The organism is Pseudomonas sp. SYWMCR5 (genome assembly GCF_057197165.1).
Genome location: NZ_JBXUNH010000006.1, coordinates 266,531 through 281,652, shown reverse-complemented (window position 1 = coordinate 281,652; position 15,122 = coordinate 266,531). Strand labels below are relative to the sequence as shown.

Here is a 15,122-nt window from a genome sequence, read left to right as displayed (position 1 = left end):
CTGGTCGAACGGGAGGCTCCATGAGCAAACCAAAGCAATCCTTCTACAACCTGGCCTGGCGCTGGCATTTCTATGCCGGGCTGTTCGTCGCGCCCTTCATGATCCTGTTGGCGATCACCGGGATCATCTACCTGTTCAAGCCGCAGCTCGACCCGTGGATGTACCGCGACCTGATGGTGGTCGAGGCCGGCCAGCAACGCCAAAGCGCCGATACCCTGCTGGCCCAGGTGCGCCAGGCTTATCCACAGGGCCATGTCGGCCAGTACCTGCCACCGTTGAACGCCGAGCGCAGCGCGCAGTTCGTGGTGCATGACGGCGGCCGCGAACTGAACGTGTTCGTCGACCCGTACAGCGCCAAGGTGCTGGGCGCGCAGGACGGCAAGCAGAACCTGCAGGCCATCGCCCGTGCCCTGCATGGCGAGCTGATGGTCGGCACCGTCGGCGATCGGCTGGTGGAGCTGGCCGCAGGCTGGGGCATCGTGCTGGTGGTGTCCGGGCTTTATCTGTGGTGGCCACGTGGCCGCAACAGCCGTGGCGTACTGTGGCCACGCCTGTCGGCACGCGGGCGCGTGCTGTGGCGCGACCTGCATGCGGTCAGCGGCTTCTGGGGTTCGGCGCTGCTGTTGCTGATGCTGCTCAGCGGCATGACCTGGACCGGGCTGTGGGGCAAACAGTACGCCGATCTGTGGAACCGTTTCCCGGCGGCGATGTGGAACGACGTACCGAAATCCGACCAGCAGGCCGGCGCGCTGAACAGCGCCCATCGCCAGACCGTGCCCTGGGCCCTGGAAAACACGCCGATGCCGGTGTCCGGCGCGCATGCCGAGCACATGGGCCATCACGACATGCACAGCGCCCCAGCCGCGCCGCAGATCACCCTGCAGCAGGTCGAGGACCTGGCCAACGCCCGCGGCGTGGCGCCGGGCTACAGCATCACCTCGCCGAGTACCGCTGAAGGTGTGTTCACCATCGCAGTGTTCGCCGACGATCCGCGCAACGACGCCACCCTGCATGTTGACCAGTACACCGGCAAGGTCCTGGCCGACGTGCGCTGGCGCGACTACAGCCCGGTAGCCCGCGCCACCGAGCTTGGGGTGATGCTGCACGAGGGCAAGATGTTCGGGGCGCTCAACCAGATCGTCATCCTGCTGGTGTGCCTGATGATCCTGCTGGGCTCGGTGAGCGGGTTGGTGATGTGGTGGAAGCGCCGCCCGTCCGGTGGGCTTGGCGTACCGCCGCTGCGCCATGACCTGCCGCGCTGGAAGACTGCCGTGGGGGTGATGCTGGTGCTGGGTGTCGTGTTCCCGCTGGTAGGGGTGTCGATGGTAGTGATGTGGGTGGTGGACAGCCTGGTGGTGCGGCGTAGGCGGGTCGCGGTACAGGCCTGAATCGCGTCGGCCTTTTCGCGGGCAAGCCCGCTCCCACAAGGTACAGCGGCGCCGTACCTTGTGGGAGCGGGCTTGCCCGCGAAAAGGGCATCCGTTGATTTCAGTCATTCAAGAATCGCCACTGCACCGCCAAGATCGTGGCGATCTGTCACGCCCGCACCTTTGCAGTGCGTGTTAGCCTAACCGGCTTTCGCTCACAAGAAGACTGACCCTCAATGGAATGCAGCCTATGACCCGGACCTCATCCCCCCAGGCAGATGACCAGCATCTGCAACGCAACCTGACCAACCGCCACATCCAGCTCATCGCCATCGGTGGCGCCATCGGCACCGGCCTGTTCATGGGCTCGGGCAAGACCATCAGCCTCGCCGGCCCATCGATCATCTTCGTCTACATGATCATCGGCTTCATGCTGTTCTTCGTCATGCGGGCGATGGGCGAGCTGTTGCTGTCGAACCTCAACTACAAGTCGTTCATCGACTTCTCCGCCGACCTGCTCGGCCCCTGGGCCGGCTACTTCACCGGCTGGACCTACTGGTTCTGCTGGGTCGTCACCGGCATCGCCGACGTGGTGGCGATCGCCGCCTATACACAGTTCTGGTTCCCCGACCTGCCGCAGTGGATACCGGCGCTGACCTGCGTGGCGGTGCTGCTGTCGCTGAACCTGGTCACGGTGAAACTGTTCGGCGAAATGGAGTTCTGGTTCGCCCTGATCAAGATCATCGCCATCCTCGGCCTGGTCGCGACCGGGCTGTACATGGTCGTCACCGGCTTCCAGTCGCCGAGCGGCCACATGGCCAGCCTGGCCAACCTGTGGAATGACGGCGGCATGTTCCCCAATGGCCTGTTCGGTTTCTTCGCCGGTTTCCAGATCGCGGTGTTCGCCTTCGTCGGCATCGAGCTGGTGGGCACCACCGCCGCCGAAGCGAAGAACCCCGAGCGCACCCTGCCGCGGGCGATCAACTCGATCCCGATCCGCATCATCGTGTTCTACGTGCTGGCGCTGATTGCGATCATGGCGGTCACGCCCTGGCGCGACGTGGTGCCGGGCAAGAGCCCGTTCGTCGAGCTGTTCGTGCTGGCTGGCCTGCCGGCAGCGGCGAGCATCATCAACTTCGTGGTTCTGACCTCGGCCGCTTCGTCGGCCAACAGCGGCGTGTTCTCCACCAGCCGCATGCTGTACGGCCTGGCCCAGGAAGGCGACGCGCCGAAGGCCTTCGAGAAGCTGTCGCGCCGCGCCGTGCCGGCCAACGGCCTGTACTTCTCCTGCCTGTGCCTGCTGCTCGGCGCGGTGCTGATCTACCTGGTGCCGAACGTGATCGAAGCCTTCACCCTGGTGACCACGGTGTCGGCGGTGCTGTTCATGTTCGTCTGGACGCTGATCCTGCTGTCGTACCTGAGCTACCGCAAGCAACGTGCGGCGCTGCACGAGAAGTCGATCTACAAGATGCCTGGCGGGCGCTTCATGTGCTACGTGTGCCTGGTGTTCTTCGCCGGCATTCTGGTGCTGTTGAGCCTTGAGGCCGACACCCGTTCGGCGCTGGTGGTGACGCCGATCTGGTTTGTGATCCTGGCGGTCACTTACCAGTTCGTGCGCAGCAAGCGCCAGCCACGAGCGGTGGTGCGCGATAACTGATCTGCACAGGGCTGCTCTGCAGCCCTTTCGCGGGCAAACCCCGCTCTCACACTCATGGTGTGCAGTTTCACTTCGCCCCCAGCGCGCTGCGCATAAACTGCTCACCCTCTGGCCCCAATCCTGTGCAGGCTCGCCGAGCAAGCACCAACCTGGCCCCTGCCAGAGCCCCGCATCGAAGCACAACCCTTCTAATCCGCAGCTTCGCGCACCACGGCACAGCCTTTGCAATCTCCCCTCTGCCAACACCACAACAACTCAGCGGAGAGAGCACATGAAGCGACGCAGTCTGATCAAGGCCTTCACCCTCAGCGCATCGATCGCGGCGATGGGCCTGAGCTGGAGCATCCAGGCGGCCGAGACCATCAAGGTCGGCATCCTGCATTCGCTGTCCGGGACCATGGCCATTTCCGAGACGTCGCTCAAGGACATGGCGCTGATGACCATCGACGAGATCAACGCCAAGGGCGGGGTCAACGGCAAGCTGCTCGAACCGGTGGTGGTCGACCCGGCCTCGAACTGGCCGCTGTTCGCCGAGAAGAGTCGCCAGCTGCTGACCCAGGACAAGGTCGCGGTAGTGTTCGGCTGCTGGACCTCGGTGTCGCGCAAGTCGGTGCTGCCGGTGTTCGAGGAGCTCAACGGGCTGCTGTTCTATCCGGTGCAGTATGAAGGCGAGGAGATGTCGCCGAACGTGTTCTACACCGGCGCTGCGCCCAACCAGCAGGCGATCCCGGCGGTGGAGTACCTGATGAGCGAAGACGGCGGCGGCGCCAAGCGCTTCTTCCTGCTGGGCACCGACTACGTCTACCCGCGCACCACCAACAAGATCCTGCGCGCCTTCCTGCACAGCAAGGGCGTGGCCGACAAGGACATCGAAGAGGTCTACACGCCGTTCGGCCATGCCGACTACCAGACCATCGTCGCCAACATCAAGAAGTTCTCCGCGGGCGGCAAGACGGCGGTGATCTCCACCGTCAATGGCGACTCCAACGTGCCCTTCTACAAAGAGCTGGCCAACCAGGGACTGAAAGCCACCGACGTGCCGGTGGTGGCCTTCTCGGTGGGTGAAGAGGAACTGCGTGGTATCGACACCAAGCCGCTGGTCGGCCACTTGGCGGCGTGGAACTACTTCGAGTCGGTGGAGAACCCGGTCAACCAGAAGTTCGTCGCCGACTGGAAGGCCTACGCCAAGGCCAAGGGCCTGCCGGGTGCCGACAAGGCGGTGACCAACGACCCGATGGAGGCCACTTACGTGGGCATCCACATGTGGGCGCAGGCGGTCGAGAAAGCCAAGTCCACCGATGTCGACAAAGTGCGTGAGGCCTTGGCCGGGCAGAGCTTCCAGGCACCGTCCGGCTTCACCCTGACCATGGACAAGACCAACCACCACCTGCACAAGCCGGTGATGATCGGCGAGATCCAGGATGACGGGCAGTTCAGTGTGGTCTGGCAGACCGAGCAGCCGCTGCGTGCGCAGCCGTGGAGCCCGTTCATTCCGGGTAACGACAAGCGACCTGACTATGCGGTGAAGGGCAACTGATTGCACGGGGGCCGCGTTGCGGCCCATTCGCGGGCAAGCCCGCTCCCACAGGTACGGTGCAAGGTCTGGAACCGGCGCGGTCCCTGTGAGAGCGGGTTCACCCGCGAAGAATCCACCGCTGATTTCCAGGATTACCCGCATGTTCAGACTCCTGCTCTCCCTCCTGCTGCTCCTGCCTCTGGCCACCCAAGCCAGCGAGGGCGAATTCTTCCTCGGTGCCAAGCCCGCCGAACAGGCCAGCCTGCTCGAAGGCTGGGCCGCACAACCCGAACCGGCCCGCCTGGCGCTGCTGGAAAACCTGCGCGAAGGGCGCATCGCCGAAGACGACACGCGCAAGCTGCGCCTGAACAATCGCCTGCGCAGCCTGATCGACAACGCCCTGGCCAGCCATCAGTTGCTCAGCGCCGACAGCAGCGTGCGTCTGGCCGCAGCACGGCAACTGCAAAAGAGCGCGCAACCGGCGCAAATGGCGCTGCTCGACCGTACCTTCGCCAGCGAGCCGGACGCCGCCGTGCACGCCGCCCTGGGCCTTGCCCTGGCCAACCTGCAACTGGGCGCCAGCGAACCTCGGGTACGCCTGGCCGCAGTGCGCCTGCTCGGGGAAACCGGCGACCCGCTGGCACGTACCCGTCTGGAAGCTCTGTTGCAGCCTGGCGCAGAACCCGACGCCGGAGTGCGCACCGCCGCCGAGACCAGCCTGGCCCAAGTGCAGCGCAAGCTGCTGTTCGGTGAAATCCTCGGCCAGGCGTTCAGCGGCCTGTCGCTGGGTTCGATCCTGCTGCTGGCGGCCCTGGGCCTGGCGATCACCTTCGGCCTGCTCGGGGTGATCAACATGGCCCACGGCGAGATGCTGATGCTCGGCGCCTACAGCACCTACCTGGTGCAGGTGCTGGTGCAGCGCTATGCCCCAGGCGCGATCGAGTTCTACCCGCTGATCGCGCTGCCGGTAGCCTTCGCCGTCAGTGCCGGCATCGGCATGGCGCTGGAGCGCACGGTGATCCGCCATCTGTACGGTCGCCCGCTGGAAACCCTGCTGGCGACCTGGGGCATCAGCCTGATCCTGATCCAGGCGGTACGCCTGTTGTTCGGCGCGCAGAACGTCGAGGTGAGCAACCCGGCGTGGTTGTCTGGCGGCATCCAGGTGCTGCCCAACCTGGTGCTGCCGTACAACCGCCTGGTGATCATCGGCTTCGCCCTGGCGGTGGTGCTGCTCACCTGGCTGTTGCTCAACCGCACGCGGCTGGGGCTGAACGTGCGCGCGGTCACGCAGAATCGCAACATGGCGGCCTGCTGCGGGGTGTCCACCGGGCGCGTCGACATGCTCGCCTTCGGCCTGGGCTCGGGTATCGCCGGGCTGGGCGGGGTCGCCCTGAGCCAGGTCGGCAACGTCGGCCCTGACCTGGGCCAGAGCTACATCATCGACTCCTTCCTGGTGGTGGTGCTCGGCGGGGTCGGGCAACTGGCCGGCAGCCTCTGGGCCGCCTTCGGGTTGGGTATCGCCAACAAGCTGCTGGAGCCGCAGATCGGTGCGGTACTCGGCAAGATCCTCATCCTTGCGCTGATCATTCTGTTCATCCAGAAACGCCCGCAAGGCCTGTTCGCCCTCAAGGGACGGGTAATCGACTGATGAACCAGCCACTGCTTGTCACTGCCACACAAAAGGCCGGCCCCCGGCTGTCGATGGCCATCGGCGTTGTCGTCGTCCTGGCACTGCTGGCCCTGCCGCTGCTGTCGCTGCTGCCTGATGGCCATGCTCTGCAGGTCTCGGCCTACACCCTGACCCTGGTCGGCAAGATCCTTTGCTACGCCATCGTCGCCCTCGCGCTGGACCTGGTCTGGGGCTACGCCGGGCTGCTGTCGCTGGGCCACGGCCTGTTCTTCGCCCTCGGCGGCTACGCCATGGGCATGTACCTGATGCGCCAGGCGGCCGGCGACGGCCTGCCGGGCTTCATGACCTTCCTGTCGTGGAGCGAGCTGCCCTGGTACTGGGCCGGCACCCAGCATTTCTCCTGGGCGCTGTGCCTGGCGGTACTGGCGCCGGGGATGCTGGCACTGGTGTTCGGCTGGTTCGCCTTCCGCTCGCGGATCAAGGGCGTGTACTTCTCGATCATGACCCAGGCCCTGACCTTTGCCGGGATGCTGCTGTTCTTCCGCAACGAAACCGGGTTCGGTGGCAACAACGGCTTCACCAGCTTCCGCACCATCCTGGGCTTCGAGATCACCGCGCCGGGCACCCGCGCGGTGCTGTTCCTGCTCACTGTCGCACTGCTGCTGGGCAGCCTGTACCTGTGCTGGCGGCTGACGCGCAGCAAGTTCGGGCGCCTGCTCACCGCGCTGCGCGACGCCGAGAACCGCCTGATGTTCTGCGGTTACGACCCACGCGGCTTCAAGCTGCTGGTGTGGGTGCTCAGCGCCGTGCTGTGCGGCCTGGCCGGGGCGCTGTACGTGCCGCAGGTGGGCATCATCAACCCCAGCGAGATGTCGCCGACCAACTCCATCGAAGCCGCCGTCTGGGTTGCCCTGGGCGGGCGCGGCACGCTGATCGGCCCGCTGCTTGGCGCCGGCCTGGTCAATGGCATGAAGAGCTGGTTCACCGTGGCCTTCCCGGAGTTCTGGCTGTTCTTCCTCGGCGCACTGTTCATCCTGGTCACCCTGTACCTGCCCAAGGGCGTGGTCGGGTTGCTGAAGAAAAGGAGCCAGCCATGAGAGGCATCCCTGCGGTTCATCCGGAATTCATGCTGGAGCCGGTCTTCGACCAGGTTGGCACTGGCCGCGACGCCATCGGCCTGGGCCAGCCGCGCAAGGCCGGGCTCGACACCCGCCACGGCACGGTGCTGAGCCTTGAAGACATCAGCGTCAGCTTCGACGGTTTCAAGGCGCTCAACGCGCTCAACCTGTACATCGGCGTCGGCGAACTGCGCTGCATCATCGGCCCCAATGGCGCGGGCAAGACCACGATGATGGACGTGATCACCGGCAAGACCCGCCCCGACACCGGCAGTGCGTTCTTTGGCGATACCCTGGACCTGACCCGCATGAGCGAGTACCAGATCGCCCAGGCGGGCATCGGCCGCAAATTCCAGAAGCCAACGGTGTTCGAGGCGCTGAGCGTGCATGAAAACCTCGAGTTGGCGCTCAAGGCCGACAAGTCGGTCTGGGCCAGCCTCGCGGCGCGCTTGACCGGCGAGCAGCGTGAACGGATAGAGCACGTGCTGACGACCGTGCGCCTGAACAGCCTGGCCTCGCGCCAGGCCGGGCTGCTGTCCCATGGCCAGAAGCAGTTCCTGGAGATCGCCATGCTGCTGGTGCAGGAGCCGCAGTTGCTGCTGCTCGATGAGCCGGTTGCGGGCATGACCGACGCCGAGACCGAATTCACCGCCGAGCTGTTCAAGGGCCTGGCGGGCACGCATTCGCTGATGGTGGTGGAGCACGACATGGGCTTCGTCGGCAGCATTGCCGACCATGTGACGGTGCTGCACCAAGGCTCGGTGCTGGCCGAGGGGTCACTTGCGCAGGTACAGGCGGATGAGCGGGTGGTCGAGGTGTATCTCGGTCGTTGAACAGAGGGAGTTGTGTCGGCCTTTTCGCGCTCCCACAAGGACAGCGTGATCCCTGTAGGAGCGGGCTTGCCCGCGAAAGGGCCGGCACAGTCAAAGCAGAATTGTCAGGAACCAAACATGCTCAAGATCGACACCCTGCACCAGTACTACGGCGGCAGCCACATCCTCCGAGGCCTGTCGTTCGAAGCCAGGATCGGCGAAGTCACCTGCCTGCTGGGCCGCAATGGTGTGGGCAAGACCACCCTGCTGCGCTGCCTGATGGGCCTGGTCCCCGCCCGCGAAGGCAGCATCGAGTGGGAGGGCAAGCCGATCACCGCGCTCAAGCCCCAGCAGCGGGTGCATGCCGGCATCGCCTACGTGCCTCAGGGCCGCGAGATATTCCCGCGCCTGACCGTGGAGGAAAACCTGCTGATGGGCCTGTCGCGCTTCAGCGCCCGCGAGGCGCGGGAAGTGCCGGCGTTCATCTACGAGCTGTTTCCGGTGCTCGAGCAGATGAAGCAGCGCCGTGGCGGCGACCTCTCCGGCGGCCAGCAGCAACAGCTGGCGATCGGTCGCGCCCTGGCCAGCCGCCCGCGCCTGCTGATCCTCGATGAACCCACCGAAGGCATCCAGCCGTCGGTGATCAAGGAAATCGGCGCGGTCATCCGCAGCCTGGCCCAGCGCGGCGACATGGCCATCCTGCTGGTCGAGCAGTTCTACGACTTTGCCGAGGAGCTGGCCGACCAGTACCTGGTCATGGCCCGAGGTGAAATCGTCCAGCGTGGCCGCGGCGAAAACATGCAGGCCGAAGGTGTGCGCGGGCTGGTAACCATTTAATCTGCAGCATCGACTTCGCGAAGACACTGCCATGAGCTACCTGATCCGTGATGCCCTACCCGACGACGTGGCGGGCATCCTCGACATCTACAACGACGCCGTGCGCAACACCACGGCGATCTGGAACGAAACCCCGGTCGACCTGGCCAACCGCCAGGCCTGGTTCGCCGCCCGCGCCGAGCAGGGTTACCCGATCCTGGTCGCGGCCGACGCAACCGGCGTACTGGGCTACGCCTCGTTTGGCGACTGGCGGCCGTTCGAAGGTTTTCGCCTCACGGTCGAACACTCGGTGTACATCCGCGGCGACCAGCGTGGCAAGGGCCTGGGCCCGGTGCTGATGCAGGCGCTGGTCGAACGCGCCCGACAGTGCGGCAAGCACATGATGGTCGCGGCCATCGAGAGCGGCAACGCTGCCTCGATCCGTCTGCATGAGCGGCTGGGTTTCGTCACGACCGGGCAAATGGCCCAGGTGGGGGTGAAATTCGGTCGCTGGCTCGACCTGACGTTCATGCAACTGGCGTTGGACGACAACCGCGAACCACCTCGAAAGGACTGATTCATGAACGCCGCCCAGCTACAGCGCGTCACCCACGAGAGCCTGACCTACTATCGCGACAGCCTGGTGGCGCTGTTGCTCGATGCGGTACGCAATGGGGCTTCGGTAGGGTTTCTGGCGGACATCGACGAGGCCCAGGCGCTTGCGTATTTCGCTGAGGTTCGCAGCCGGCTTGTCAGCGGTGAGCAGTTGCTCTGGGTGATCGCCCAGGGGCAGGAGGTGCTGGCCAGCGTGCAGTTGGGGCTGTGTCTGAAACCCAACGGTCTGAACCGCGCCGAGGTGCAGAAGCTGCTGGTGCACAGCCGTGCCAGGCGGCGTGGGCTGGGGCAACAGTTGATAGCGGCGCTGGAGGCCGATGCCCGACGTCTGAACCGCGGGATGCTGTACCTGGACACCGAGGCAGGGTCGGGTGCCGAGGGGTTCTACCGGGCACTGGGGTATGACAAGGCCGGGGAGATCCCCGACTATGCCTGCGGCCCGGACGGTGTGTATCGGGCGACGGCGCTGTATTACAAGGTGCTGGCTGGCGCTTGAAAACACCGCAGTTCTACATCTGGGTAAACCGCCCCAAACGCTGCCTCAACATACTGTTCTCACTGCGCAACTGCTGCACTTCCTGCAGCAACTCCAGCGCCAGCGCCACCCCTTCCCACTCCAGTTCCAGCTCCTGGTGCAGCTTTGCCGCACGCTTGGCCAGCAGCGGCGCCTGATCGTCGAATAACCAGTCCTCCGGGGTGCGCCCGGAGGGTTCGACAATGCCGTGCTCGACGATTTCGATCACACAGTCGGCCGTGACATCGGCCTCCTGACACAAGGTTCGCATGTCCAGTTGAACGATCAGGGTGCTGCTCATGGTCACTTACTCCATTGTGTCCTCGGGTTGAACGCGGCCTTCTCGGAGAGTTTGGTCCACAGTTCGCGAGTGGTCGCATCGGAGGTGCTCGGCATGACCACCTTGAGCTGGGCGTAGAGATCGCCACGCTCGCCCTGCTTGTTCGCAAGGCCCATGCCCTTGACCCGCAGGCGCTGCCCGCTCTGGCTGTCGGGGCGGATGGTCAGGTTGATCTTGCCGGTCAGTGTCGGTACCGCCACCTTGGTCCCCAGCGCCGCCTCCCAGGGGGCCAGCGGCACGGTGATGATCAGGTCGTGACCTTCGACATCGAACAGCGGGTGCGGCGCCATGCGGATGGTCAGGAACAGGTCGCCGTTGGCGCCACCGCCCACGCCCGGAGCGCCCTGGCCCTTGAGGCGGATGCGCTCGCCATCGGTCACTCCGGCGGGGATCTTCACGTTCAGCGTCTTGGTGGTGAAACCGGTGCGCTGCCCGGCAGCGTTGGTCTGCGGGACCTGGAAACTGATCTGCTTGGATTCCTTGCTCAGGGTCTCTTCGAGAAAGACCGCCAGTTCCAGTTCCACGTCCTGCCCTCGCCTGCCGGCACTGCGCTGCTGGCCGCGTGCGCCGCCAAAGGGATTGCCGCCACGGGCACCGAAGATCGAGCTGAAGAAGTCAGAGAAATCGCCGCCCTCGAAGCCGCCACCACCGCCGCGGCTTTCCCAGCCTGGCGGCGCCTGGAACGGCCGGCCATGCTGGCCGCCGTACTTGCGGATCTCGTCGAATTCGGCGCGTTTCTGCGCATCGCCCAGCACTTCGTAGGCCTCGTTGGCCTCCTTGAACTTGTCCTCGGCGTCACGTTCCTTGCTGACGTCAGGGTGATACTTGCGCGCCAGCTTGCGGTACGCGGCCTTGATCGCCTTCTCGTCCGCGCTGGGCTCGACGCCGAGTATCTTGTAATAGTCTTTGAAGTCCATCTAAGGATCACCAGTAGGAATTTTCGTGTTGCATCTGAAGATTGGGGTCAAGCATAGCCTTTCAAGGTTCGCTTGGGTTTGTCTTATGGCAGACGATCGGTCTTGATTCTGTCGGCCACTGGCATAAACTGCGCGGCCGTTTGGCCTCCGGAAGCCCCTCCCCATGTCTGACCTATCCCCGGCTCGCGCCCTTGGCATCGACTTCGGCACCTCCAACTCCACGGTGGGTTGGCACCGCCCTGGCGTCGAATCGCTGATCGCCCTGGAAGAGGGCAAGATCACCCTGCCGTCGGTGGTGTTCTTCAACATCGAGGAGCGGCGCCCGGTCTACGGCCGCCTGGCCCTGCACGAGTACCTGGAAGGCTACGAAGGCCGCCTGATGCGCTCGCTCAAGAGCCTGCTGGGCTCCAAGCTGATCAAGCACGACACCAGCGTGCTGGGCAGCGCCCTGCCGTTCAAGGATCTGCTGGGCATGTTCATCGGCGAGCTGAAGAAACGCGCCGAGGCCAATGCCGGGCGCAGCTTCGACCAGGTGGTGCTGGGCCGCCCGGCGTTCTTCGTCGATGAAGACCCGGCGGCCGACCAGGAGGCCGAGGATACCCTCGCCGAAGTAGCGCGCAAGATCGGCTTCAAGGACGTGTCGTTCCAGTACGAACCGATCGCCGCAGCCTTCGACTATGAATCGGGCATCAGCCGCGAAGAGCTGGTGCTCATCGTCGATATCGGCGGCGGTACTTCGGACTTTACCCTGATCCGCCTGTCGCCCGAGCGCCACCTGGTCGATGAGCGCCAGGATGACATCCTCGCCACCGGCGGCGTGCACATCGGCGGAACCGACTTCGACAAGCAACTGAGCCTGCAGGGCGTGATGCCGCTGTTCGGTTATGGCAGCCGGATGAAGAGCGGCGCGCTGATGCCGACCAGCTACCACCTGAACCTGGCGACCTGGCACACCATCAACGCCCTGTATTCGCAAAAGTCGCAACTGGCCCTGGGCAGCATGCGCTACGACATCGAGGATGCGCTGGGCATCGACCGCCTGTTCAACCTGATCGAACAGCGCGCCGGGCACTGGCTGGCGATGGAAGTGGAGGCCAGCAAGATCGAGCTGACCGACCAGGCCAGTCGGCGCATCGACCTGGGCCGGGTCGAGCCGGGCCTGGCGGCGGACCTGACCCGCGGCCTGTTCGAGGACGCCATCGACGGCCTGCTGCAGCGGGTCCGTGGCAGTGTCAGCGAGCTGCTGGCCAAGGCTGGGGTCAGTGAAGCGCAGGTGGATACGGTGTTCTTCACCGGGGGTTCGAGCGGTATTCCGGCGCTGCGCAACAGCGTTGCGGCGATGCTGCCCAATGCGCGGCATGTGGAAGGCAATATCTTCGGCAGCATTGGCAGCGGGCTGGCCATCGAGGCGCGCAAGCGTTACGGGACAATTTGATCCTTTGCCTGTACTGGCCTCTTCGCGGGTTTACCCGCGAAGAGGCCAGTACAATTTCAAGCCCCCCTCAGACCAGCTCCATCCGCCTGAGCTCACTCTTCAGGTAGGCATAGTAGATCGGCCCCGCCACCACCCCCGGCAAGCCGAACGCCGCTTCGAACACCAGCATCGCCAGCAACAGTTCCCACGACTTGGCCCTGATCTGCCCACCGACGATCCGCGCGTTGAGGAAATACTCGACCTTGTGGATGACGATCAGGTAGCCCAGCGCCGCCGCCGCCACCCAGATCGACAGCGACAGCCCGACGATGGTGATCAGGGTGTTGGACATCAGGTTGCCGATCACTGGCAACAGCCCGAGCAGGAAGGTCAGTACGATCAGGGTCTTGGTCAGCGGCAGGTGCACGTCGAACAGCGGCAGCACCACGGCGAGGAAGATGCCGGTGAACGCCGTGTTGAGCAGCGAGATCTTGATCTGCGCGAAGACGATGTTGCGAAACGCCTGCACCAGCAGGCTCAGGCGCTCGAACAGCGCGGCGGCCAGCGGCTTGCGTCGGGACAGGTCGGGCAGCCGCTGCAAGGCGATGATCGCACCAAGGATCATGCCGATCAGCAAGGTCACGAACATGTGCGCCATGCCCTTGCCCACTAGTTGCAGGTCGCTCAGGTGGCTGCGGATCCAGTCGCCGATGGCCACCTTGAACTCTGCCGCGCTGGCCGGCAGGTAGCCCTCGATGAACGGCGGCAACTGCCCCCGGGCGCGCTCCACCAGGCCCATGAACTTGTCCAGCGAGGCGCCAGGGTTTTCGGCTTCGTGCAGCAGAAAGCTGAAAGCCCCGGCAATCAGCAAAGTCAGTGTGCTCACCACCAGGGTGCCGAGCAGCGCTACCGCCAGCCAGCGCGCCCGTTGCCCGGCGATCAGCGGCTGCAGGCGCGGGGTGAGCATGTTCACCAGCTCGAACACCAGCAGGCCCGCGAGCAGGCTCGGCAACAGCTTGAGGGGCAACGCCAGGAGCAGGCCGGCAACGACGATGATGCAGCTGGCCAGGGTGATCTGGCGGGGGGTGAAAGTCATACAGCCTCGGCGGCAGACAGCGGAAAGACCCGCAGTCTGCCAGCCTTCAGGCGACAGGCATAGGCGCAGGTCACTTCTTCTTCAAGCATTCGCTCATGAATGCCTTGCGCTCGTCGCCCTTGAGCGCCGTGGCTTTCGGGTCGGCGTTACAGGCCTTCATGCGCTCCTGCGGCGTGGTTGGCTTGGCAGGCTCGGCTTTTTTCAGGCAGGTGCTCATGAACGCCTTGCGCTCGTCACCCTTGAGCGCCTTGGCGGTCGCGTCCGCGTTGCAGGTCTTCATCTTTTCCTGTTGCGGGGTGGCGGCGAATCCCTGGCCGACGATCGACATCCCCAGTACCAGCAATGAAACGTGCAGCATCTTCATGGAGTGGTCTCCTTGTCGCCGCGCCGGATGCACGGTCGTCGTGCAGAGTGTAGACAAGAATTCTTACATCCCTGCCCGCGCCCGCCGCCGGTACTGCTCCGGCGTGCATCGGGCCTGGCGCTGGAACATGGCGATGAACGCCGAGGCACTGCTGTAGCCCAGGTCGAAGGCGATGCTCTGGATCGGCGTGCCGGTCTCCAGCGCTTCGATGGCGCGCAGAAAGCGCAGGCGCAGGCGCCACTCACCAAAGCTCATGCCCAGTTCGCGGATGAACTGGCGGGCCAGGGTACGCTCGCTGACATGCACCAGCCCCGCCCAGTGGCCGAGCGGGCGGTTGTCGCCGGGTTCGGCGTGCAGGGCCTCGAGCACCTGACGCAGGCCGTCGCTGCGGGCGAAAGGCAGGTAGCAGGTTTGCGTGGGTGCCAGCAGCAGTTGGTCGAGCAGTACCTGGACCAGACGCTGGTCGCGTTCGTCCTGGGCGATCTTGAGGTCACGACGGGCGAAGTCGCCGAGGATCGCCTTGAGGATGTCGCTGATCGCCAGGCTGCAGGGCTGGGAAGGCAGCTCGGCGCACAGGCTGCGGTCGAGATAGACCGAGCGGAACACGACGGCCTGCGGGTTGTAGCAACCGTGTTCACGGTCAGGCGGCACCCAGACCGCATGGTTTGGCGGCGAGATGAAACGCTGGCCGTCAACATCCAGGTGCATGACGCCGTGGGCGGCATAGTTGAGCTGGCCCCACGGATGAAAGTGCGGGGCGCTGACCGTGTCGGCGCCGAACTCGTCGTAGCGAAAGTACACCGGGGCCGGGAGCTCGGGGAAACGGGGATGGTCGAGGTATTTGGCGGACATGCTGTCTGCTTCATAGGGTGAGTTGTCTGGATGGGAGTATAGCCTTGCAGACAGACAGTGGATAATGGCGAGCATCTGCGGTGGTTTTTCGCGG

The 15,122-nt window shown here is 64.8% G+C and carries 15 protein-coding genes; 10 read left to right on the top strand and 5 right to left on the bottom strand.

The window, feature by feature from the left end; all coding sequences use genetic code 11:
* Positions 1–20 precede the first annotated feature (20 nt).
* From AC2CGW_RS17725 to AC2CGW_RS17685, 9 genes are all read left to right on the top strand, one after another.
* Positions 21–1,388: a PepSY-associated TM helix domain-containing protein gene (locus AC2CGW_RS17725; RefSeq protein ID WP_484574369.1), complete on the top strand. Its 1,368-nt coding sequence runs from the start codon at positions 21–23 to the stop codon at positions 1,386–1,388.
* Between the two features lie 229 nt (positions 1,389–1,617).
* Positions 1,618–3,024, top strand: a complete 1,407-nt coding sequence (gene cycA, locus AC2CGW_RS17720) for a D-serine/D-alanine/glycine transporter (RefSeq protein WP_484574368.1) — start codon at positions 1,618–1,620, stop codon at positions 3,022–3,024.
* Between the two features lie 271 nt (positions 3,025–3,295).
* Positions 3,296–4,561: an urea ABC transporter substrate-binding protein gene (urtA, locus tag AC2CGW_RS17715; protein ID WP_186665977.1), complete on the top strand. Its 1,266-nt coding sequence runs from the start codon at positions 3,296–3,298 to the stop codon at positions 4,559–4,561.
* Positions 4,562–4,700: 139 nt separating this feature from the next.
* Positions 4,701–6,188, top strand: a complete 1,488-nt coding sequence (gene urtB / locus AC2CGW_RS17710) for an urea ABC transporter permease subunit UrtB (RefSeq protein ID WP_484574367.1) — start codon at positions 4,701–4,703, stop codon at positions 6,186–6,188.
* The gene (gene urtC / locus AC2CGW_RS17705; protein ID WP_484574366.1) at positions 6,188–7,267 is read left to right on the top strand and encodes an urea ABC transporter permease subunit UrtC; all 1,080 of its coding nucleotides are present in this window, start codon (positions 6,188–6,190) and stop codon (positions 7,265–7,267) included. The genes urtB and urtC overlap by 1 nt, the downstream gene beginning before the upstream one ends.
* Positions 7,264–8,121 (top strand): urea ABC transporter ATP-binding protein UrtD, encoded by an 858-nt coding sequence (gene urtD, locus AC2CGW_RS17700; protein WP_186665971.1) that lies wholly within the window; start codon positions 7,264–7,266, stop codon positions 8,119–8,121. Before urtC ends, urtD begins: the two co-directional genes overlap by 4 nt.
* Positions 8,122–8,238: 117 nt before the next feature.
* Positions 8,239–8,937 (top strand): urea ABC transporter ATP-binding subunit UrtE, encoded by a 699-nt coding sequence (gene urtE, locus AC2CGW_RS17695; protein WP_054894570.1) that lies wholly within the window; start codon positions 8,239–8,241, stop codon positions 8,935–8,937.
* Positions 8,938–8,968: 31 nt separating this feature from the next.
* Positions 8,969–9,493 (top strand): GNAT family N-acetyltransferase, encoded by a 525-nt coding sequence (locus tag AC2CGW_RS17690; RefSeq protein WP_186665970.1) that lies wholly within the window; start codon positions 8,969–8,971, stop codon positions 9,491–9,493.
* A gap of 3 nt (positions 9,494–9,496) precedes the next feature.
* A complete protein-coding gene (locus AC2CGW_RS17685; RefSeq protein WP_288376576.1) occupies positions 9,497–10,027 on the top strand; it encodes a GNAT family N-acetyltransferase in 531 nt (176 codons plus the stop codon).
* A gap of 13 nt (positions 10,028–10,040) precedes the next feature.
* On the opposite strand, the gene AC2CGW_RS17680 is transcribed toward AC2CGW_RS17685, so the two are convergent.
* Entirely contained in the window at positions 10,041–10,346 is a 306-nt protein-coding gene (locus tag AC2CGW_RS17680) for a chaperone modulator CbpM (protein ID WP_186665968.1), read from the bottom strand.
* 2 nt (positions 10,347–10,348) lie between these two features.
* Positions 10,349–11,302: a curved DNA-binding protein gene (gene cbpA, locus AC2CGW_RS17675; protein ID WP_186665967.1), complete on the bottom strand. Its 954-nt coding sequence runs from the start codon at positions 11,300–11,302 to the stop codon at positions 10,349–10,351.
* A gap of 163 nt (positions 11,303–11,465) precedes the next feature.
* Between cbpA and AC2CGW_RS17670 the strand changes: the two genes are divergently transcribed.
* Positions 11,466–12,737, top strand: a complete 1,272-nt coding sequence (locus AC2CGW_RS17670) for an Hsp70 family protein (RefSeq protein WP_484574365.1) — start codon at positions 11,466–11,468, stop codon at positions 12,735–12,737.
* A 67-nt stretch (positions 12,738–12,804) separates the two neighbouring features.
* On the opposite strand, the gene AC2CGW_RS17665 is transcribed toward AC2CGW_RS17670, so the two are convergent.
* The 3 genes from AC2CGW_RS17665 to AC2CGW_RS17655 form a co-directional block, all read right to left on the bottom strand.
* On the bottom strand, positions 12,805–13,812 hold the full coding sequence (locus AC2CGW_RS17665; RefSeq protein WP_054894564.1) for an AI-2E family transporter: 1,008 nt from the start codon (positions 13,810–13,812) through the stop codon (positions 12,805–12,807).
* A 70-nt stretch (positions 13,813–13,882) separates the two neighbouring features.
* Positions 13,883–14,176 (bottom strand): PsiF family protein, encoded by a 294-nt coding sequence (locus tag AC2CGW_RS17660; RefSeq protein WP_484574364.1) that lies wholly within the window; start codon positions 14,174–14,176, stop codon positions 13,883–13,885.
* Between the two features lie 63 nt (positions 14,177–14,239).
* Positions 14,240–15,028 carry an AraC family transcriptional regulator gene (locus tag AC2CGW_RS17655; protein WP_484574363.1) on the bottom strand — a complete coding sequence of 263 codons (789 nt, stop codon included), beginning with the start codon at positions 15,026–15,028 and terminating at the stop codon, positions 14,240–14,242.
* Positions 15,029–15,122: the final 94 nt, after the last annotated feature.

What these genes read in the sequence shown, in the direction of transcription:
- AC2CGW_RS17725 (WP_484574369.1), top strand. Translation starts at nt 21, where the DNA reads ATGAGCAAACCAAAGCAATCCTTCTACAACCTGGCCTGGCGCTGGCAT.
- AC2CGW_RS17685 (WP_288376576.1), top strand. Translation starts at nt 9,497, where the DNA reads ATGAACGCCGCCCAGCTACAGCGCGTCACCCACGAGAGCCTGACCTAC.
- AC2CGW_RS17655 (WP_484574363.1), bottom strand. Translation starts at nt 15,028, where the DNA reads ATGTCCGCCAAATACCTCGACCATCCCCGTTTCCCCGAGCTCCCGGCC.
- AC2CGW_RS17680 (WP_186665968.1), bottom strand. Translation starts at nt 10,346, where the DNA reads ATGAGCAGCACCCTGATCGTTCAACTGGACATGCGAACCTTGTGTCAG.
- cbpA (WP_186665967.1), bottom strand. Translation starts at nt 11,302, where the DNA reads ATGGACTTCAAAGACTATTACAAGATACTCGGCGTCGAGCCCAGCGCG.
- urtA (WP_186665977.1), top strand. Translation starts at nt 3,296, where the DNA reads ATGAAGCGACGCAGTCTGATCAAGGCCTTCACCCTCAGCGCATCGATC.
- AC2CGW_RS17670 (WP_484574365.1), top strand. Translation starts at nt 11,466, where the DNA reads ATGTCTGACCTATCCCCGGCTCGCGCCCTTGGCATCGACTTCGGCACC.
- urtB (WP_484574367.1), top strand. Translation starts at nt 4,701, where the DNA reads ATGTTCAGACTCCTGCTCTCCCTCCTGCTGCTCCTGCCTCTGGCCACC.
- AC2CGW_RS17660 (WP_484574364.1), bottom strand. Translation starts at nt 14,176, where the DNA reads ATGAAGATGCTGCACGTTTCATTGCTGGTACTGGGGATGTCGATCGTC.
- urtD (WP_186665971.1), top strand. Translation starts at nt 7,264, where the DNA reads ATGAGAGGCATCCCTGCGGTTCATCCGGAATTCATGCTGGAGCCGGTC.
- AC2CGW_RS17665 (WP_054894564.1), bottom strand. Translation starts at nt 13,812, where the DNA reads ATGACTTTCACCCCCCGCCAGATCACCCTGGCCAGCTGCATCATCGTC.
- urtC (WP_484574366.1), top strand. Translation starts at nt 6,188, where the DNA reads ATGAACCAGCCACTGCTTGTCACTGCCACACAAAAGGCCGGCCCCCGG.
- urtE (WP_054894570.1), top strand. Translation starts at nt 8,239, where the DNA reads ATGCTCAAGATCGACACCCTGCACCAGTACTACGGCGGCAGCCACATC.
- cycA (WP_484574368.1), top strand. Translation starts at nt 1,618, where the DNA reads ATGACCCGGACCTCATCCCCCCAGGCAGATGACCAGCATCTGCAACGC.
- AC2CGW_RS17690 (WP_186665970.1), top strand. Translation starts at nt 8,969, where the DNA reads ATGAGCTACCTGATCCGTGATGCCCTACCCGACGACGTGGCGGGCATC.